Genomic DNA, 18762 nt, shown 5'->3' on the forward strand with positions numbered 1-18762 from the left:
GTGTCCGTCCCCGCGCTGGGCTTCGCGCGGGTGGGACGCGAGGGAGCCGACGGCGGCTCCTCCTTCACCCCGCGCCTGCGGCCGGCCTCCGCCACGCGCGAGCGCGGCGCCTTCGTCTTCTTCTCCGTGGTCTCCGTCGCCATCGCTGCTGCTCCTGCTCCCCGAGGTGGGCAAAGAGACGGGCCCGCGGAGGGACGCACCCCCCGCGGGCCCGGGCCGGTCCAGGGCCGAACCGCTGGCCCCGCCGACGTGGGAGACGACTCGGCCCCCCACACGAACACCCACCCCCTTTTCCTCTCTCCGGGGTTGTCATCCCCTACCTCACCGCCCGCATGGCCCCGCAGCGCATCCGCAGAATTCCCGAGCGAGGCCGGGCTGACACGATCTGCTCTCGCGCCTTGCAAACTGTTACCAACGCTGCCTTTGAGACCGGGAGCGACGGTTGCGTGATCCGCGCCGAATCGGCATGTTTATAGGTTCCGCAGCCGACCGACTTCCCCCTGTTCGTCCATGGCCGCCGTCTTCGTTCCGGACCCTCGAATCCAGGCCGTCCTCTTCGATCTGGACAACACCCTCTGCTCGACGGACCACCTGAACCAGGTCCGTCTGCGCGGCACGCGGGAGCAGCTGCGACCGCACCTGCCGAGGCTCTGCGCCTATCCCGGGCTCGACGCCGTGCTCGCCGAGCTCAGCCGCAAGCTGCCGCTCGGGGTGGTCAGCCGCGCACACAGCTGGTACACGGAGGACGTCCTCACGCAGATCTTCCCGAACGTACACTGGGCCACCGTCGTCTCGTACGACGACGTCGTGAACCAGAAGCCGCACCCGGAGGGGCTCCTGCTCGCGGCCGAGCGGATGGGGCTCGCCGACCGTACGGCCGTGGCGTACCTGGGGGACACCAAGGGAGACGTGGAGGCCGCCTACCACGCTTCGATGCGGCCGGTCCAGTGCACGTGGGAGGCGGGACCGCAGAAGAGCTACTTCGCGCAGCAGATCATCCCGGACGCGATCCTGGACCGCCCCGAGCACATCCTGGCGTACGTGAGCGACCCGGTGCAGTTCCTGCCGCTGCTGGAGGCGCGGCTGGCGAAGCGGGACGCCCCCGCGGGTACCCGCCGGGTCGTGACGCAGCTCCTGGGGCAGGGCGGTCCGTTCGTCATCTACGTCCTGGGCCGGTACTTCGCGGACGCAGGACCGACGCTCCACCTGCACGGGCGGCACGACCTCTCCCGCTGGATCGACCGGAAGAACGAGCCCGGACAGTTCCAGCAGCCGCGGTTCGTGCAGGCGGTTGCGGAGGCGATCGACGCGATCGCCCGGGAACTGCGGATCGGCACCGTCACCGTCATCCCTGCGAAGCCCGGCAGCCATCCCCGGATGGAGGAGATGCTCGCGGCGGTGCAGCAGCTGATGGGCCCGGGCAACTCGGGCCTGCGCTACGCCCCCGACCTCCTGGCGTTCTCCGCCGACGCGCAACGGATCAAGCACTTCACGCGGGCGCAGCGGGTCGCGGAACTCGAGCGGTCCCTGCAGCTGGTGAAGACGGCGCCGGGCGAGCGCATCCTGGTGGTGGACGACGTGCTGACTGCCGGCGGGACCTTCAAGACGGCGCGAGGCCGGCTGCTGGAGCACGGCGCTGCGTACGTCGCGGGGCTCGCCCTCACCAAGACGGTCTCCGGGGCCTCGTTCGAGGCCGACCCGACGTTCCGGGTGTGCCCTCTCTGCGGGCGGGAGGTTAAACTGATCCGGAGGAGGGACGGGGGGCGCTTCCGCGGGTGCGTGGGATACTGGGGCGAGCCCAAGTGCTACTATACTGAGAATGCCTGATCCGGCAGTGAACGACGAACGGAATGTGATGGAGACCACGAGTCGGGCAACCGAGAAGCTGCTGATCCTGAGCGGGCTCCCGGGCGTCGGGCCGATCGCCCTGGGATCGGTGCTGAGGATCCCGCAGTTCGCCGAGCGAGATTTCGAGGAGATCGGACGGTTCACCCCGGCGATCGCCAAGGGCCTCGCACAGCCTGGCGGGCTGGCGTCCGCCGAAGACCGTGCCAGGAAGAACCTGCGGGCGGCCGAGGAGGATGGAGCCGTGGTCCTCTCCCCGGCGGACGAAGAGTACCCGGCTCTTCTCGCGGAGACGCACGACCGGCCGGCGTTCCTCTACGTGAAGGGCGACCTGGCACCTACGCACCGGCGGTCGGTCGGCGTGATCGGGACGCGCGAGCCGACGGAGCACGGGCGGATCATCGCCCGGCGGATGACCACCTACTTCGCCGAGGCGGGATGGAGCATCGTCAGCGGGCTTGCTTTGGGGATCGACGGGGTTGCCCACGAAGCGGCGCTCGACGCCGGCGGCCACACGGTCGCCGTGCTGGCACACGGGCTGGACACGATCACTCCGAAGCGGCACACGAAGTTGGCCGAGCGCATCCTGTCCTCCGGCGGAGCGTGGGTGACCGAATACCCTTACGGCACTGCGCCGTACGGTCCCAACTACGTGAAGCGGGACCGTATCCAGGCGGGGCTGAGCCAGGCAATTATCCTGATTCAGACCGACGTCCAGGGCGGAAGCCTCCACGCCACACGCGCGGCACTGGAATACGGCCGCATCGTGGCCTACCCGGTTCCCACCCGGGTGGATGTCGATAGAGGGGAGCCGAAGATCCAGGGCGTGCTCAAGCTGCACCACGGACCACGCCGCGAGGTCGCTGATTTCCTCCGGTGCCGGCTTGATGCGCTGGACGGCTTACGCCCCGTCGAGTCGAAGGAGGATTATCCTTCGCTGGAGCGCATGATCGCGCAATGGGAATCATCTCGCCGGTCACGTTCGACGGATTTGTTCGAGCAAGCTGTTTGAGTGCGCTACATTAGCCGGGCGGGCGGTACCGCTACCTTGTAACAGTGTGTCGAGGCCCCCGAATCGAGACCTCCGAATGCACCTACTTCAATTCGAGTACATGATCGAGCGCGAGTTGCGCGACGTGGTGGTGGGCCACTTTCCGCTGGATTGGAAGGAAGATGTTCTAACGCACGAGCTTGTCCGGCGATTCCGAAGAAGGTTCAGGCACATTCAACTGGAGGGACTGCGGTTTCCGCTGCAGGTGGAATGGGAGGTCTACAAGTTGCACGGCCCCCGTGAGACCGTGCATGGTGATATCGGTGTTCTTGTACTTTACCGGCTGCCCACCGGGGCGGTTCTGGAGGGCGCCGGGTTCCTGGAAGCCAAGGTACGGGCCCGCGATTCGACAAAATTCTCGCAGGTTCGTGATGAGCAGATCACGCGTATGCTCGCCCGGTCGCCGCAAACCCGGCTTCTTCTGTACGACTACAGGCCGGTGGCGGTACTTGATCAGCCTTTCGACCACGATCTCGATGGGGAATTTTTCCTGCCCCACCAAGCGAGATGGCCTAATCTCGGGAGGAGCAGGGTAACACATGGGGCTGTTGTTCCTATGCAGTTGGCTGCCGCCGTCAATCAATATGACGAAACACTCTATCAACTGTCCTATTCCCTGTCTCACCAATTCTCCCGCCGGTATTTCAACTTGCACGATCTCGACTTCTCGCACGCGGCGGTGTCTGCAGTTAAGGGCTTTCCGGGGACCCTCGGTGGCTCGAACTACATCATGGTGATCCGGGCCAGCATCGTCGGCCAGGAACTGCCGGACGGGATTCGTCCAAATGACAATTTGTACGGCTCATTCGAATAGGAGAGGTTCGCTAAGAAGATGACCGCATACCGGTTGGACGATTTGGGCTGGGCGCGCTTCGAGGAGCTGTGTCAGTCGCTTCTGAAGGCCTGCCTGGGTCTTGGTGTTGAGGCCTGGGGCGGTCGCTCCGACTTGGGTCGCGATGCGTTCGCTGAAGGTCCGCTGCCTTTCCACGGCCCCGGCTCCAGTGTCCCGGGCCCGTTCGTATTCCAGGCAAAGTTCGTGGCGGGCGCGAGTGCAGCCGGTGCACGGCCTGGAAAGGCGGTACGCGCTGCGGCTGCGGCCGAAGCGAAGCAGATCCAGCGGAGGCTCGCCGATGGCAGCTGGGCAATGCCGGCTTACTATGTTTTCCTGACCAACGCTCCTCTGTCTGCGCCTCTTCGCAGGGACCTCCGCCGATGCATTGAAGAAGTTCTGCCCGCTAGCCATGTCATAACCTGGGGGCGTGATGACATTGGCAGCATGCTTCATATCGCTCCGGATGTGCGCAACGCGTTTCCGGAGTTGGTGGGAGTGGCGGATGTGATGCAACTCATTCGTGCGTCGGGCGGAGCCATCTTGGAAACACCGATACTATCCCCAGCGGACGAGATTCCTCCCGAAATCAAGTGCATCCTCGAGGAAGCAGATAAGGCAGAGAGCGAAGGCCGGTATGGCGACGCCCTCGAAGCCTACGACCAGGCGGAAGCTGCGGCCGATGCAGCGCAATGCGCAGCGGCGCAACTCCGGGTGAAAGTCGAGAGGGCGGGAACGCTGCTCAATGACGAGCGAGATGTCAGCACAACTCGCGATACCCTCCTGACGTGCCTCGCCAGCATTCCGAAGGACGCCAAGTTCGTCAAGAGAGACAACGTACTCAGTGAGCTAGGTGAAGCTGAACTTCTTCTCGGCAACATAGAGGCGGGGAGATCTGCGTTCCGTGAAGCTGTTCACCTGGCCAGAGAGCGACAAGATCGTTTCGCGGAGGCGATGCACCTCATTGGCCTCGGCCGGGCTGAGGAGCTTCTCGGTGAGTTCGAAGAGGCGCATCGTCTCTTGCGACAAGCCGAGGAGCTATGCCGGGCCGAATACCGGGATTCGATTGGAGAAGACAGGAAGAAGGCAGCTGTGAATCTCGGTGTCAGCCTTTCGAGCATGGCTGTGCTGCTTCGCCGAGAAGGCAAACTCGCCGACGCGATGACACGCCTTTCCCGGGCCGAGCCGCTCTTCCGGGAGGCGAATAGCATTGATAACCTTGGCCGCACGCTCGCTTTCAGGGGTGAGATCCAGTTGATGGGCGGTCAGTGGGAGAACGCACGCAACTCCCTGAGAGCTTCCCTGTCGACGTTTGAGGCTCTAGGGAATGTCAACGGACAATGTCGTTGCCTCGAAATCCTCGCGCGACTGTTTTTGACGCACGGCCTTGAGGATCAGGCGGCTGCGTGCTTGGCGAGGGCGCTCGCCTTGGCTGCGACTGCTCGCCCTGAGCGCGAATCGATTCGCTTCCTCTTCCAACTTGCGCTGCTCTGCCGGGACCACGACCGCGGGCAAGCCTCCGTCGATTTCCTTGTCCGCGCAAAGGAATTGGCTACGATGGCCGGAGATGAGGCGGCTCTGGCGCGGTGCCTCATGTTGGAAGCAGAGAGCCTGGGCGACGACGCCTCCCCCGAGGAGAGGGAGCGACTCCTTCGGGGTGCGTTGGTCCAGTTCGAAGCGGCAGCGGAGAAATCCGAGATACGAGGGCGGCGTGCCGAGTTGGCGTTTACCATCGGAAAGCTGCACGGTCGACTAGGTAATCGTTACGAGGCGCGGCGCTGGCTAGAGCATGCGCGTCGCGAACACGAGGCCATAGGAGACGCGATCGGACTCGCCGAAACCCTCGCACTGCTGGCGGCAGTGGCGAGAGAGGAAGACTCTAGAGGCGAGGCGATTGCATTGCTTGAGCGTATGCTGGAGATCGCTAAGGAAGCGGACTTGCACGACCTGCGGGCTGGAGGGCTTCATGATCTGGGTATGTTGAAACTCGACCAGGGCGAGATTGCAGAAGCGAGGCGGTGCTTAGACGAATCGAAGACCATCGCGGACAGGTATCGTCTAGAGTCGGTGGCGGACGTGCTCAACTTCTCGAGAGCGCGGCTTTCCGATGTCGAGCGCTCTCGAACGCCGCCATTCCGGGGCCTTCCAGAGCTGCTGAAAGAGTTGCATGGCTGGTGTGCCTGTATTCCAAAGCACAGACATGGGATATTGCCCCTCTGGTACCATTTCCATAGCGGTGAACTGTGGGGAATCTGTCGATCCATGCTCGGTGTCAAGTTCTTGATCTGTTGCTCCGACGTGACGCATTTCCGACGTACCGCAGCCGCTCTCGAAGGTCACGGCGATCTCTACGTGTGGGGGACTCCATTCGACATCACCGAAAATGGGTCTACCGAGCTCATTCCCCTGCCGAGAGAGGTGGAGATCCTAATTCCGCCTCACGTTACGCTGGCGGGCATCAAACGCGAAAAGAACATCGACCCGGATACGTATGCCAAGGCAATGGTGAAGGCGCTCCGGAAGGAAGTCTACGTCCTTGTTGCCTTCGATGAGGAGGCCGGGCGCGTCCTTGGCTCTCGGCTCTGTGCGTTCGGAAGACGGTTACGCTTACCGAAAGCAATCACCAGCATGATGTTGGATACGCCAGTTGGTCACCTGATTGGCCGTTCGTGGATCTGTTTGCCTGTTCGTCAGGGGAACGGGATGCCCGGGATGAGACACGTGATGAACGTGGCGTGGGAGAACAGGATGGTGCCGCTTATCCATGAGCGGAATCTAGCCGTGGCCGGAGTGGAACTCACCTCCGTATGCGACTGCGCCCTGGAGCTTCCCAAACTCTCTCCGGGTAACGGGGTTTCACCTGCCGACGCTGCAAAGTTGGTATGGGAGAACCTGCTCACCTCTTGCCAGGACGCTCCGCACCAATCGCTCCGCGAGTTTTCGCGCGCTATGGCATCGTTACCGTCCGCCAAAAGACCGAAAGGACAGATTCGGATCAGGGTATCGCTGCTGCAATTTCAATCTGGAACCCGCGAAATCATTCACCCAGCTGTTCTGGTTCCAGGCACTCGCATCTGAATCTGACGGTGCGGTGTCTGGGTGCGTTCAGAGCTTGTAGCGGGGCAAGCCCGGCCGGTGATCAGGGCAGCGGGAGCGGCGCCGCCGGGAACGGCCCCTGCGCCGGGATCGGCACCGCCGCCGGGATCGGCGGAAAGCCCCGCCGGTCGTCATGGACCCGCCGCACCACCACCGTCCCGCCGATCGCGCGGAGCTGGCGCGCGTAGGTGCGCCCCGGGATCACCGACGGCCCGCTCGTGGGGACGTTCCCGTACCCCCACGCCCCCGGCGGCTGGAAGTAGGGGTGCAGGAGACGCTCGTCGAAGAGGAGCGTGCGCGAGGCGGGCTGCAGCGTGGCCGTCCCGGAGGGGGGCGTCTGGTCCAGCGCCGCCCCGAACGCGGCGCACCCCGCGGCGGTGGCGGTCGCGTCGCGCACCTCCACGGCGCCGACGATCCGCAGCCCCGCGCGGCTCCAGTCTCCCAGCACCGCCGGGCTCCCCTCCCACGCCCCGCCGAAGTACCGCCCCTCCACGCTCCGGCAGTACCCGCTCCGGATCACAGCGTACAGCGTGACGTTCGACTCGGCCCTGAGCGGCTCCGCGGCGGGCGTCGTGCCGCCCGCGCGCGGCACGCTGTCCCAGACGGCGGAGGTCTGGAGCTGGGCCGGCGCCTCGTTGGGGAGCACCACCACGCGCGGCGCGTGGATCTTGGCCGGCGGCGGCCCGTTAAAGGCGGCGCGGAAGGCCGTGTTGAAGTTCCCGGCCACGTAGACCGGGATCTCGGAGTGAATGGTGAGGGGGCCGGCCAGGGAGCCGCCGTTCACCAGCAGGACGATCTCCTGCGCGCCGGACGGGTTGGCGCCGGGCGCCTGTCCGCTGGCGCGCCGGATCGAGAGGAGGCCGCCCGCCACCGCCGGGAGCGCCGCCAGGTTGATGCGGAAGCCGTAGAGGTTGGTCGGGCAGCGGGCGGTTCGGTAGGTGTTCCCGCCGATCGTGGCGGTGCACCGCCCCTCCCGCCGCGCGTCCGGGAGGAGGCCGCGCCACGGGTAGGGCGGCGCGGCGGGATCCGCCGCCGCGAGCCCGGGCGCCTGCGCCCCCGCGAACGGCCAGGGATGGTAGGAGATCGCGGCGAGCACGTCGGCGCACCCCTCGTCGTACGCCGCGCCGCAGACCGCCGCGTACTCGCGCCCCGCTCCCGAGGTGGTGCGCTGGACCTGCACGGACGGGAAGTACCGCGCCGCGCCGCCGCAGGCGAGCGCGCCCGCGGCCGGAATGTCGTCGCACTCGCCGGACCCGGCGACCTCCACGGTGCTCAGGCGCCCCGGCCCGATCGCACCTCCAAACGCGGCCGCGACCCGCACGCGGCCGCCCCAGGGGGCGAGCGCGGCGGCGGGATCGTCCTCCGCGCCAGCGCGGGAGACGGACGCGAGCGCGAGCTGCCCGTCGGTCCCCACCACGAAGTGCGCCGCGGGCTCGGCGACCGCGATCCCGTCGCGGGCCTCGATGCCGCCGGTGTAGCGGATCAGGTGGGCGCAGGTGAGGGCGACGAGCTGGCCGTCGGCGCGCACCGGGCCGCCGATCGCGCTCCCCGGCGTCGCCGACGAGCACAGCTCCGCGTCGCCGGCGGCGTAGAGCGCGTGCTGGTGCGGCGGCACCTGCGAGATCGCCAGGTCCCGCCGCACCCGGTAGGTCCCGCCGTCCCGGCCGGTGACGGTGGCGTAGACCGCCACCACCAGCGTCCGCGCCGCCACCAGCCCGCCCACCGGCGGCGTCCCCGCGTAGGCCAGGCGCGGCTGGTCCGTCCAGGCGGCCAGCGGCACCTCGTCGTGCGGGATGCGCTCGCCGTCCCGCACCTCGATGACGCGCCACCCGGTGCGCGCCGGGTCGATCTCGACGCCCTCGTCTGTGAGCTCGATGTCGAGCACCGCGGCGGCGTTCATGACCGCCAGGTCGGAGTCCCAGAGCGCGCCGGAGACCGACTGCGCGCGCGCCAGCAGCCGCTCCTGCATCTCCGCCGCCACCCGGTCCGCGGCGGCCGCCAGCCGCGCGCGCTGCCGCGCGGCCCCCGCCGAGCGCTCCTCCGTCACGGTGAGGAAGACGCTGGTGGTGACCAGTATCGTGATCAGCACGATCAGGATCAGCACCGCGTTCAGCGTGAAGCCGCCCCGGCAGCGGAGCCGGGAGCGCGGACCGCCCCGGGGCTCAGCGTACGTCACCGGTGCCTCCCTCCAGCAGGGCGGGGGTGGGGACCACCATCCAGGCCTCGTGCACGGCGGGCAGCCCGTGCCCCGCCGAGGCGGCGCGGTACAGGTAGCGGACGCGGACGGCGGAGACGGTGTGGTGGCCGCGCAGGAACTTCGCCCCGGGCTCGAGGCCGGAGGCCGCCGGCGCGCCGCGCCAGACGTAGTTCGCATTCCCGGCGGACGGCACCAGGTCCGCCGCGCCGACGCCCGCGCCGGCGCGCCACGCGCCGCCGTGCAGCGTCTCTACCCGTAATCCCCGCACCGGCCCCGCCACCCCCACCGCCGCCCGCCACTCCCCCGACGCCAGCAGCCCGTTCTGCCTGACCAGGACCGAGTCGCCCGCAGTCGCGCGCACCCAGAAACGCGACGCGCGCACCTTGACCGCGCGCACCCGCGGCGTCCCGCCCGCTCCGCCCCGGGTGAGCGAGGCCGGCGGCGCCGGGAAGCCGAGCGCCACGGTCCGGTCCACCACGTGCACCTCCGTGAAGGCGCTGGGCGGCCCATCCGCGCGGCAGGAAGGCTCCTGCCGCACGCCCGCCGGGACCAGCTGCACGACCTCCTCGCAGCGCGAGCCGTCGGGGAAGAAGGCGTGCGGGCAGGGCCCGGGAGAGGTCGCGCCCCCGGGCTGCCGGACCGAGCCCACCACGCGGAGGAAGGACTGCGCGGGCCCCGGCGTCACCGGGCACACCAGCCGCTCCGGGCAGTCGCCCGCGCAGGGCGCGTAGAACACCTCCGGCGCCTCCGCCACCTGGAACACCGCGAGCCCCGTCCCCCGCGCGCCCACCACGAGCACGTCGCCCGCGGCGAGCCGGGTGCGGTGGTCGCCCACCAGCGCGATGCAGTCCGGCACCCCGGCGCGGCAGGGCCGCGCCGCCACGGGGAGCGCGTCCCCGTCGCCGCGCAGCACGACCAGCGTGTCCGCGGGCGTCCCGTCCGTGCGCGTAGCGGTCCGCACGCCTACGCCGCCGAGGTTCGGGGCGGAGGGCATTCCCGCGCCCGCCTCCTCCAGCGCGCGCCGGAGCACCCGCTCGGTGGTCCACTCCAGGGCGCGGGCGTCGGCGCCCGAGCGGTTGGCCTCACCGACGCGGCCGGCGGTGTCCATCAGGTGCGCGAGCGAGAGCGCGAAGAGCCCGCCGACCAGGATGGTGAAGAGCAGCTCCAGGATCGTGAACCCCTGCCGGTCGAGTCGCTTCATGGAACGGCTCCGATCCCCGCACCGTGGGGCGCGCTGGCCGCCACGGAGAAGGTGTGGGTGAGCGTCCCGGTCTCCCCGGCGCCCGCCTCGCGCGGGTAGGTGACCGAGACGGTGTAGTCGGCCACCACGCCCCCCGCCGCGCAGCCCGCGACGGGGGGCGCGGAGGCGTTGTCGCGCGGAGCGTTGCCGACCCCGCAGCGCACCGTCCGGCGCGCCGTGACCTCGAACACTCCCGCCGCGGCGGCGCGGCCGCTCCGGTCCGCTCGGTACGTGCGCGTGGGCGGAACTGCCGCCGGGTCCGCCGCCGCCAGCAGGGCGGCCTCGTTGCGGAGCAGGCGCTCGGCGTCCAGGCGCTGCCTGCGGTCGGTGGCGATGCGGGTGTCGGCGGAGAGGGTGGTGATGAGCGGGTGCACGGCGAGTCCGACCAGGAGGATCGCCGCGACGAGCTCGTAGAGGGTGAAGCCGGCGTCCGGCCGCCGGGGAATGGGAGGGTTCATGGGGCTTCCGTCTTCCAGGTGTTGGAGGTGGCGTCCCAGCGGAAGAGCTGCACGGCGCGCTCGCGCGTGAGCACGAGCGCCCACGACACGCGCGCGCTCCGCGCGTGCCCGACGAAGTAGACGACGTGGTCGGCGGCCCCCGTCTCGCACGCCTCGGCGGTGCACCGCACGCTCCCCGGCACGCGGCCGTCGGTGGGCACGCCCGCGGGGTCGGCGGAGGCGGTCCCCGCGCGCCAGACCACGCCGTCGGCGAGCTCCACCCAGTCGGCCGCGGGGTCGTCCTCCGGCATCACTCCCGGCGGGCCGGAGAGCGCCAGGAAGCGCCCGCTCCGCCCCTCCGCCGCCACGGCCTCCGCCCGCACGATCACCTCGCCGCCGTCCAGCTCCGCCTCGGCCAGCGCGGCGGTGAGCATCGCGCGGATCCGGCGCGCGGCGTCGCCGGCCTCGGCCCGGGGGGAGGGCCGGGGAGCCGCCAGGAAGAGCGAGCCGATCACGATCACGAGGAGGAGGGCGCCCATCATCTCCACCAGGGTGAAGCCGTTGGGACGGGGGCGGGTGCGGGGGCGCGGCATGGGCGGGAAGTCGTCGTCCGGGGTGGGAGACCCGGGGTACCAGCATCCCGGGCGCGGCTCGCTTCGGCCGCTCCTGCCGGGTACCCCGCAGCGCCGGGCGCGGATTTCGGCCGGGCCTTCCCGGACCGGCGCCGCGGCCCCCCGCGGTTCCCTTCCTCAGCCACGCTCTCCACCCCCCGAAATGCGGCTGCGACGCGCACGTGAAGAGGTCTTCGTCGGCATCGACGTGAGTCCCGGACGGATCAAGCTGGTGGGGCTCACCGCCGGGCCCGAGGGGCCCGCGGTGACCTGCGCGGTCGACCACGCGCTCCCGGGCGGCGACGGCGCGCGTTTCGACGCGGCGGCCGTGGGCGCGGAGGTCGCCGCGCTCCTCTCGCGCTGCCGGGTCCGCCCGCGGAGCGTCGCCATCGCGCTGGGCCCCGCCGAAGGCGTGGCCCGGCGGCTGGTGGTGGTGGAGCAGGAGCGCGCGCAGATGCTCGCCGCCCTCTCGCTCCAGCTCGGCCAAGCGCTGGGCGCGGGCGTCACCGCCCCGCGCGTGGGCTTCGCGCCGCTCGCCGCCGCGGCGCCCGCGGGCCGCGTCGCCGTCTTCGCGGCGGCGGCCCGGCCGGAGGCGGTGGCGGCGCAGCAGCGCGCGGTCGCGGCGGCGGGGTGCGAGCAGGGGCCGGTCACCACCGCGGCCGCCGCCCTGGTCAACGCCTGGCGCGCGTGCCGCCCGCAGGCGGACGCGGCCGGCCGTACCGTCGTCCTCCTGCACGTCGGCCACACGGCCGCGCTCTGGATCGTGCTGGACGGCGGCGAGCCGGCCGCGCTGGACGCGCCTCTGGTGGGGCTCGCGGCTCTCCGCGACCGCGCCGGGACGCGCGCCGCCGCGGCCGACGCGCCAGCGCTTCCGGCGGCGGCGCTGGGGGAATGGGCGGGGAGGCTGCGGCAGGAGATCGCGCGCGGGCTGCAGTCGGTGCGGCGGGAGAGCGGGCGCGAGGACCTGGGAGCGTACGAGGTGTGGGTCTCGGGAGGCGGCTCGCGGGTGGCGGGCTTCCTGGACGCGCTCGGCGCCGCGCTGGGCGTTCCGGTGCACGCCTTCGACCCGCTGGCGGCGCTGCCGTGGCAGGGGGAGCCCGCCGCCGTGTTCGGGCCGGCGCTCGCTCCCGCGCTGGGGGCGGCGCTGCAGGCGCTCGCCGCGGCCGGGGATGGCCCCGGCGGCGGAGTGCTCGACCTGGACTTGCGGGCCTCCGCCGAGGACCGCCCGACGCAGGCGGGCCGCGTTCCGCTTCCCGTCCTGCTGCGCACGGTTGCGCGCGACCGCGGCTACCGCGGGATCGCCGCGGCGACCGTGGTGCTCTGGGCGGCGACGGCGTTCCTGGGAGCGCGCGTGGAGGAGCACGAGCGCGCGGTGGCGGAGCGGGAGGCCCGCGTCGCCACCGACTCGGCCGCGGTGGCGGCCACCCTCGCGCGGAGCCAGCTGCTGGAGGCGCGGCGCCGGGCGCTCGGCGACCGGGTGGACGCGGTCGCCGCGCTGGAGCGCGGCCGCTACGCCTGGCCCCGGCTCCTGCACGCGGTCTCGGCGGCCGTCCCCGCCTCGGCGTGGGTGTCGGACGTCCTCTCCGACGGGGAGGATCCCGCCACCGGCCACGTGTCGTTCCGCGTGCGCGGCTACGCCGCGAGCGAGGCCGTGGCCGGCGCCTTCGCGCGCGCCCTGGTGGCGGACGGCGCGGCGAGCGAGGCCGAGGTGGTGCGCAGCACGACGGTCAAGATCGGGCGCACCCCGGTGGTCCACTTCGAGCTGGCCGGGCGCGCGCCGGCGGGGCCGGAGGGCGCCGCCGCGGACACGCCCGCGAGCGCGGGGGACGGGCGGTGATCGCGCTCCCCCACAACCGGGCGAAGGTGCTGCGCTGGGCGGCCGCCGCGCTCGCGGTCTGGGCGCTCGCGTGGTACGCCCGGCACTACCGCCCCGCCACCGCCTCGGCCGCCACGCGGGAGCACGCCGTCGCCGCGCGCGAGGCGAAGGTCCGCGAGGCGCGCGCGGCGGCCGTCCTGCACGGTCCGGCGGGGCTGGACTCGCTCCTGGAGCGCTTCCGGGCGGACTCCCTCCTCCTGGCCACGCGCATCCCGCCGGCCGCCGAAGCCGCCGCGCTCTCCGCCCAGGTCAAGGACGCGCTCGGCGTGATCGAGCGCCGCGCCGGCGTCCGCATCACCGCGACGGAGCCGCTTCCCGCCGGGACCGAGGGCCGCTTCCAGACCGGCGGCTACGCGGTGCGGGTGGTGGGGCGCTACGAGGACGTCGGCTACCTCCTCGCCGAGCTCGCCTCCCTCCAGCGCCTCACGCGCACCCGGGGCTTCCGGCTGCACGCGATCCCCGACTCGCTCCTCCGCGGCGCCCGGCCGTACGGCACCCCGGGAGCGGGCGGCGCCCTGGCACCAGCCGACAGCGCCGGGGTGGCGGCCGCGCTGGCGGACGCGGGCGAGACCCCCTTCAAGGCATCCGCCATGTTCGACCTGCTCTGGTACACGCTCCCGCCGGGCGACACCGGCGCGGCCTCCCCGGACACGCTCGCGGCCGGCTCCTCCTTCGCGCCGGGAGGTGCGCCGTGAGGCGGCGCGGCGCGGCCCTGCTGGCCGCCGCGGTGCTGGCCTCCTCGGCCGCGGCGGGCGCCGCCGCGGGTCCCGAGGCGATCCCGCCCGCGCGCTGGGCATACCCGCGCGGCGGCCGGGACCCGCTCGTCCCGCCGGCCGCCCTCTACGCGGGACAGGACCTCCCCGCGCTGGAGGTCACGCTGATCGGCGTCGACTCCCACCACCCGAACCGGCCGCTCGCGGTGGTGCGGCTGGACAGCCGCCCGCCGGTCCGGCGCGTGGTGCGCCCGGGGGACCGCGTCGGCGAGTACCGCATCCTGCAGATCCGCCCCCGGAGCGTCCGCGTCGCCGTCCCCGCCCTGGGTGGCACGACGGTGCTGGATGTCGCCCTCCGCGATTCAACGCCTTCCACCCCATGAGCGCCGTGCCGTCTCCTTTCCGTCCCGCGCCCGCCGCCCGGCGCGCGGGGGGCCTCCTCCTGCTGCTGGCCGCGGGCGGCTGCGCCGGCGGCCTGGGCGGCACGTCGCCGCGCTTCCGCACCCTGGCCGAGCTCCGCGCCGAGCAGGAGGCCGACTCGCTGCGCCGCGCGGAGGCCGCCGCCGCGCGGTCCGGGCCCACCGCCCGGCCGGTGGCGCGGCTGGCCGCCCCACGCGACACCGCGGCCGCCCCGCCGCCCGCTCCCGCGGCCCCGCCCGCCGCTCCGGTCCGGCGCGGAGCGCAGGAGCCGGTGCGGCAGGGGAAGTGGATCCGCGTCGGCGCAAACCCGCCCCGGATCGACCTCCCGCTCTTCGACGCGCCCGTGGCCGACGTGGCCAGCTACATCGCGGAGCGGGTCGGCGTCGACATCGTGGTGAGCTCGGACCCCGAGGTGCGCGCGATGCGGCTCACCGGCGAGATCCGCGACCGCTACTGGCACGAGGCGCTGGAGTCGATCCTGGAGGCGCACGGCCTCCGCGCCGTCCAGGCGCCCTCCGGGATCATCACCATCGTGAGCGCGCGGGAGGCGAACCGCGGCCGCCGGCCGGAACTGATCAACCTCCAGTTCCGCGACGCCCGCGACGTCGTGGCGGCGCTGCAGCCGATGTTCGAGGGGGCGGCCGCCGACTCGACGGCGCCGGGGAGCGTGGAGGTGATGGGCGACCCGGAGATCAGCCGGACGCTGGTCGTCTACGGTTCCGCCGACCAGGTCGCCGCCATCCGCGAGGTGGTGGCGGAGTACGACCGCCGCCCCGCGAACGTGAGCATCGAGGCGTGGATGCTCCTGGTCAACCGCTCGGAGATGGACAAGCGGGGCGTCTCGTATTCGTTCGTCCCGGTGCTGAACGACTCGACCGGCGGCCAGTCCACGGGCGTGAACATCGGCGGCAGCGGCGCGGGCTCGATCCCCGGCCTCTCCGGGCCGACGTTTACGCTGCGGCGCCGCATCGGCAACACGCCGATCGGGCTCAACGTGTTCATCGACGCGCTGACCTCCGCCGGCTTCGCGGAGACGGAGACCCGCCCGCTGGTCATGACCACCTCCGAGCGGGAGGGGAAGATCAACGTCGGCGACTCCTACATCCTGCCCAACCCGCAGCCGATCCTGGCCGGGGGCGGCGTGATCGTTCCGGGCGCGCAGCCGGGGAGCCCCGGCGCGGGCGGCGACCCCTCGCTCCAGCAGCCCGGCGCCTATCCCGGGACGGGCGCGGCGCCCGGCACCCCCGGCGCCCCGGCCGGCATCTCCGCGGGCGGGTTCGCGCAGTTCCTCACCGGCACGACCCTGAGGGTGACGCCGATCGTGCTGGACGGCGGGCGCCAGGTGCGGATGAAGGTCGACCTGGTGCGCGACGGGGGGACGCTCTCCCCCGACGGACGCAGCATCACCGGCGGGAGGCACAGCACCACCACCGAGGTGATCGTCGACGACGACACGCCGATCGTGATCGGGAGCTTCACCGTGCAGGGGCACGCCCGCGCCTCCAGCGGGGTCCCGGTGCTGGGGAGCCTCCCCGTCCTCGGCCGGCTGTTCCGGAGGGACGAGTTGTCGAGCAACTACATGGACCTGGTGATCGTGCTCGTCCCGCACGTGCACGACACGCCGACGAGGAGCACGCCGTGACCCGCCTACCTGCCCGCGCCGCTGCGCTCGCCGCCCTCCTTGGGGCGACCGCCTGCATGGACCGTCCGGCGCTGTTCGAGCCCGGAGAGGACCCCGGCGTCCAGCTCCGCCTCCCGACTGGAGAGCTCGCCTTCTACGAGAGCGACACTCTCGGCGTAACGCTGCAGGCCTCGTCACAGGACGGGCTGCGCGTGCAGCTGCTCCTGCTCGACTCCGCGCGCACGGTGCTCTGGCGCTCGGCGCTGGTCCCCGTCCGCGGGGAAGCCGGCGAGGTCCCCGTGGAGGCGATCCCGGCCGGGATCGAGCGCGGCGCGGCGCTGCTCCTGACCGGGGTGGTCGCGGACCCGGACGGGCGCCGCGTCTACGCCTCCGACGACTCCGCCGCGGCGCCCACGCTGGCGGAGGCGGCCGTCCGGACGGCGCGCGTCTACGCCGGCCAGCGCGTCCGCGCCGGAGACGGAGCCGCGCCCGCCGACTTGGCGGCGGCGCCGGAGCTGGAACGGGCGTTCTTTCCGGTGCCGGGGGAGAGCGCGGTCGGCGTCCTGGACCTCTCCGGCGAGGGGCGGCTCCTCGGCAGCGTTCCCGCCGGGGTGCGCCCGGGGCGCGTCGCCTACCGCGCGGGCGTCCTCGCCGTGCTCGGCGCCGGGGGAGGCGAGCTCTCGTTCCTGCGGGCGGACGCGGCGGGCATCTCCGCCCCCGCCAGCGCGCTCCTCCCGGCTCTCGAGCTGGAGCTGGACACCACGTTCCTGGGGGCGGTGCGGCCGACCGGGCGCGCGCTGGCGCTCGGTTGCGCGGACGCGGGGTGCGCCGACGTCTTCGCCGCGGTCCCGAGCGGGGTGCAGGTGATCGAGGGGCAGGTGGCGCAGCCCGGATCGGCGGGGGTCCTGCGCGTTGTCGGGACGTCCCCCGGAGAGCCCGCCGCCGGCCCGCGCCCGGCACTCGTCCTCCCCGCCTTCACGGACGTGCTGCGCGGGGACACCAGCACTCTGGCGGCCGTCTTCGGTCCCGCGGCGCCGTCGGGCGGGCGCGAGCTGCTCCAGCGCCTGAGCGCGGCGTCGCTCTGCCTCTCCACCGCGCTCGGCGGGAGCCGCTTGGCGGCCGGCGCCGACGGGGTCGTCTACGTGGCGGGCTCCGGCGACGGGGCGGGTCCGGCGTGCGGGGCGGGGACGGCGATCCTCCGCATCGAGGGCGCCGCCACCGGCTCCGCGGCCGCGTCGGCGCTGGCGATCCGCAACACCCTGGCGGAGGACCGGCTGGGCACGGTGCTGGACCTCCAGCTCTCGGACGACGGGGCCGCGCTGCTCGTGCTCGGTGAGGAGGAGGTGGCCGTCCTAGATCCCTTCCTCCGCGTGCGGGGCACCCTCGCGGTGGCGGGCGCCCAGTCGGTCGCGTGGCTGCGTGGCGGCGGCGGGACCCGGTTCGCGGTCGCGGCCGCCGCCGGCGTGACGGTCTACGACGCCGCGCGGCTCACCCCCGTGGCCAGGCTGCCGCTCGGCCCCACTGCCGGACCGCTGGTCTACCTCCACCGCGCCGCCGGCGCGGACCTGATCGCGGCCGCGATCCCCGGCGGCTTCGTCGTCGCCCCCGTCCCCACCCCCTGACCCGTATGCCCCACGACCCCATCGCCGAGCTCGCCGGCCTCGCCGCGTCCGTCGCGCCCGCCCGCGCCGCGCTCCTGGAGCGAGCCCGGGCGGTCGGAGCCCTGTTCAACGTCGAGGTGGTGGACGTGCGGCCCCCCGGCGCCGACGGCGTCTGGGACCTCCGAGTGCGCCCGCTCCCGGGACGGGCGGAGGCGCACCGCCCCGAGCCGGAGTCCGCCCTGCCCCGGGACTCCCGCATCCCGGCGGGCCCGCCGGATCCGCCCTTCGCGAGCCCGGTGCGCGGCTCCCGGCCGTTCGACGTGGACGGGACGCACGACGTGCTGCGCTTGGTGGAGGAGGCGGACCCCGTGGTGCGGGTGCCGCCGCGGGGCAGTGCCGGAGCACCCCTCCCCCGGCTCACGGAGGAGGCGCGCATCCGGATGCTCCCGGCGACGATCGCCGGCGATGCGCTGCTCTCGCTCCAGCACCAGGCGCTGCACCGCGATCCCGCGGCGGTCGAGGCCGCCCTCCGGCAGGGCCGGGAGCGCTTCGCCGCCGAGGTGGCGCGCGCGGGGATGGACGCCCGCGCGGACGAGCTCCTGGCGCTCTACGACACCGCGGCCGCCACGGCGCGGCGCCAGCTCCTGGGAGAGGTCTGATGGCCAGCACGAACTTCGCGGCCCGCCGCTACATCGCCGAGATCGTCTACTACGGCCCGGGGCTCTGTGGGAAGACCACCACGCTGGAGCAGATCGAGTCGCAGCTCCCGGGCGCGCGGCTGGTGAAGGAGGAGACGGAGGGCGAGCGCACCGTCTTCTTCGACCTCCTCCCGATCAGCGTCCCGCTCCCGAACGGGTGGACGCTGCAATTCAACGTGAAGACGGTCCCGGGGCAGGTGCAGTACGTGCGCGCCCGCCAGCAGAACCTGCGCGATCCCGACGCGGTGGTCTTCGTAGCGGACAGCCACTACGCGCGTGCCGAGGCGAACCTGGTGGCCATGGACGACCTCCGGCGGACGCTCGAGGCGAACGGGCGGAGCATCGAGGAGGTCCCCGTGGTCCTCCAGTACAACAAGCAGGATCTCCGGGAAATCATGAGCTGGGACCAGATGCAGGCGCTGCTCAACCCCGCCGACTGGCCGGCCTTCGGCTCGATCGCGCGCGAGCGCAGGGGGATCCTGCTCCCCTTGGGCGCGGCGATGGAGGCGGCGAGGGCGCGCGCGCTC

The 18762-nt window shown here is 72.4% G+C and carries 15 protein-coding genes; 11 read left to right on the forward strand and 4 right to left on the reverse strand.

Going from position 1 to position 18762, the window contains the following annotated elements:
• Positions 1 to 510 precede the first annotated feature (510 nt).
• The 4 genes from VF746_24375 (at position 511) to VF746_24390 (ending at position 6803) form a co-directional block, all read left to right on the forward strand.
• Positions 511 to 1827, forward strand: coding sequence for an HAD hydrolase-like protein (locus VF746_24375; GenBank protein ID HEX8695572.1), 1317 nt, complete (start codon positions 511 to 513; stop codon positions 1825 to 1827).
• A gap of 28 nt (positions 1828 to 1855) precedes the next feature.
• The gene (locus VF746_24380) at positions 1856 to 2857 is read left to right on the forward strand and encodes a DNA-processing protein DprA (protein HEX8695573.1); all 1002 of its coding nucleotides are present in this window, start codon (positions 1856 to 1858) and stop codon (positions 2855 to 2857) included.
• Positions 2858 to 2957: 100 nt separating this feature from the next.
• The gene (locus VF746_24385) at positions 2958 to 3710 is read left to right on the forward strand and encodes a hypothetical protein (GenBank protein ID HEX8695574.1); all 753 of its coding nucleotides are present in this window, start codon (positions 2958 to 2960) and stop codon (positions 3708 to 3710) included.
• A gap of 18 nt (positions 3711 to 3728) precedes the next feature.
• Positions 3729 to 6803, forward strand: coding sequence for a tetratricopeptide repeat protein (locus VF746_24390; GenBank protein HEX8695575.1), 3075 nt, complete (start codon positions 3729 to 3731; stop codon positions 6801 to 6803).
• A 61-nt stretch (positions 6804 to 6864) separates the two neighbouring features.
• Here the strand turns inward: VF746_24390 and VF746_24395 are convergent, their stop codons facing one another.
• Genes VF746_24395 through VF746_24410 form a run of 4 tightly spaced genes read right to left on the reverse strand, consistent with a single transcriptional unit; the run spans position 6865 to position 11288 of the window.
• Complete coding sequence (locus VF746_24395; GenBank protein HEX8695576.1) at positions 6865 to 8997, reverse strand: hypothetical protein; 2133 nt, start codon at positions 8995 to 8997, stop codon at positions 6865 to 6867.
• Positions 8984 to 10219, reverse strand: coding sequence for a hypothetical protein (locus tag VF746_24400; protein HEX8695577.1), 1236 nt, complete (start codon positions 10217 to 10219; stop codon positions 8984 to 8986). Before VF746_24400 ends, VF746_24395 begins: the two co-directional genes overlap by 14 nt.
• A complete protein-coding gene (locus VF746_24405) occupies positions 10216 to 10716 on the reverse strand; it encodes a hypothetical protein (GenBank protein ID HEX8695578.1) in 501 nt (166 codons plus the stop codon). The genes VF746_24400 and VF746_24405 overlap by 4 nt, the downstream gene beginning before the upstream one ends.
• Positions 10713 to 11288, reverse strand: a complete 576-nt coding sequence (locus VF746_24410) for a hypothetical protein (GenBank protein HEX8695579.1) — start codon at positions 11286 to 11288, stop codon at positions 10713 to 10715. The genes VF746_24405 and VF746_24410 overlap by 4 nt, the downstream gene beginning before the upstream one ends.
• A gap of 226 nt (positions 11289 to 11514) precedes the next feature.
• On the opposite strand from VF746_24410, the gene VF746_24415 reads away from it, so the two are divergent.
• The 7 genes from VF746_24415 to VF746_24445 all read left to right on the forward strand — a co-directional run.
• On the forward strand, positions 11515 to 13143 hold the full coding sequence (locus tag VF746_24415; GenBank protein ID HEX8695580.1) for a hypothetical protein: 1629 nt from the start codon (positions 11515 to 11517) through the stop codon (positions 13141 to 13143).
• Entirely contained in the window at positions 13140 to 13877 is a 738-nt protein-coding gene (locus tag VF746_24420) for a GspMb/PilO family protein (protein HEX8695581.1), read from the forward strand. The genes VF746_24415 and VF746_24420 overlap by 4 nt, the downstream gene beginning before the upstream one ends.
• Entirely contained in the window at positions 13874 to 14278 is a 405-nt protein-coding gene (locus VF746_24425) for a hypothetical protein (GenBank protein HEX8695582.1), read from the forward strand. The genes VF746_24420 and VF746_24425 overlap by 4 nt, the downstream gene beginning before the upstream one ends.
• A gap of 5 nt (positions 14279 to 14283) precedes the next feature.
• Positions 14284 to 15957 carry a secretin N-terminal domain-containing protein gene (locus tag VF746_24430; GenBank protein HEX8695583.1) on the forward strand — a complete coding sequence of 558 codons (1674 nt, stop codon included), beginning with the start codon at positions 14284 to 14286 and terminating at the stop codon, positions 15955 to 15957.
• Positions 15954 to 17558, forward strand: coding sequence for a hypothetical protein (locus VF746_24435; protein ID HEX8695584.1), 1605 nt, complete (start codon positions 15954 to 15956; stop codon positions 17556 to 17558). The genes VF746_24430 and VF746_24435 overlap by 4 nt, the downstream gene beginning before the upstream one ends.
• Before the next feature lie 5 nt (positions 17559 to 17563).
• The gene (locus VF746_24440) at positions 17564 to 18196 is read left to right on the forward strand and encodes a hypothetical protein (GenBank protein ID HEX8695585.1); all 633 of its coding nucleotides are present in this window, start codon (positions 17564 to 17566) and stop codon (positions 18194 to 18196) included.
• Positions 18196 to 18762 (forward strand): Rab family GTPase (locus VF746_24445; GenBank protein HEX8695586.1); only part of this gene is annotated, 567 nt, incomplete at its 3' end. The genes VF746_24440 and VF746_24445, both read left to right, overlap by 1 nt.

The sequence above is a fragment of the Longimicrobium sp. genome, from assembly GCA_036389795.1.
GTDB lineage: Bacteria > Gemmatimonadota > Gemmatimonadetes > Longimicrobiales > Longimicrobiaceae > Longimicrobium.

Bases quoted from the DNA above. Each gene is read 5' to 3' on its own strand.
- VF746_24375 (HEX8695572.1), top strand. From the start codon at position 511: ATGGCCGCCGTCTTCGTTCCGGACCCTCGAATCCAGGCCGTCCTCTTC.
- VF746_24380 (HEX8695573.1), top strand. From the start codon at position 1,856: ATGGAGACCACGAGTCGGGCAACCGAGAAGCTGCTGATCCTGAGCGGG.
- VF746_24385 (HEX8695574.1), top strand. From the start codon at position 2,958: ATGATCGAGCGCGAGTTGCGCGACGTGGTGGTGGGCCACTTTCCGCTG.
- VF746_24390 (HEX8695575.1), top strand. From the start codon at position 3,729: ATGACCGCATACCGGTTGGACGATTTGGGCTGGGCGCGCTTCGAGGAG.
- VF746_24400 (HEX8695577.1), bottom strand. From the start codon at position 10,219: ATGAAGCGACTCGACCGGCAGGGGTTCACGATCCTGGAGCTGCTCTTC.
- VF746_24405 (HEX8695578.1), bottom strand. From the start codon at position 10,716: ATGAACCCTCCCATTCCCCGGCGGCCGGACGCCGGCTTCACCCTCTAC.
- VF746_24410 (HEX8695579.1), bottom strand. From the start codon at position 11,288: ATGCCGCGCCCCCGCACCCGCCCCCGTCCCAACGGCTTCACCCTGGTG.
- VF746_24440 (HEX8695585.1), top strand. From the start codon at position 17,564: ATGCCCCACGACCCCATCGCCGAGCTCGCCGGCCTCGCCGCGTCCGTC.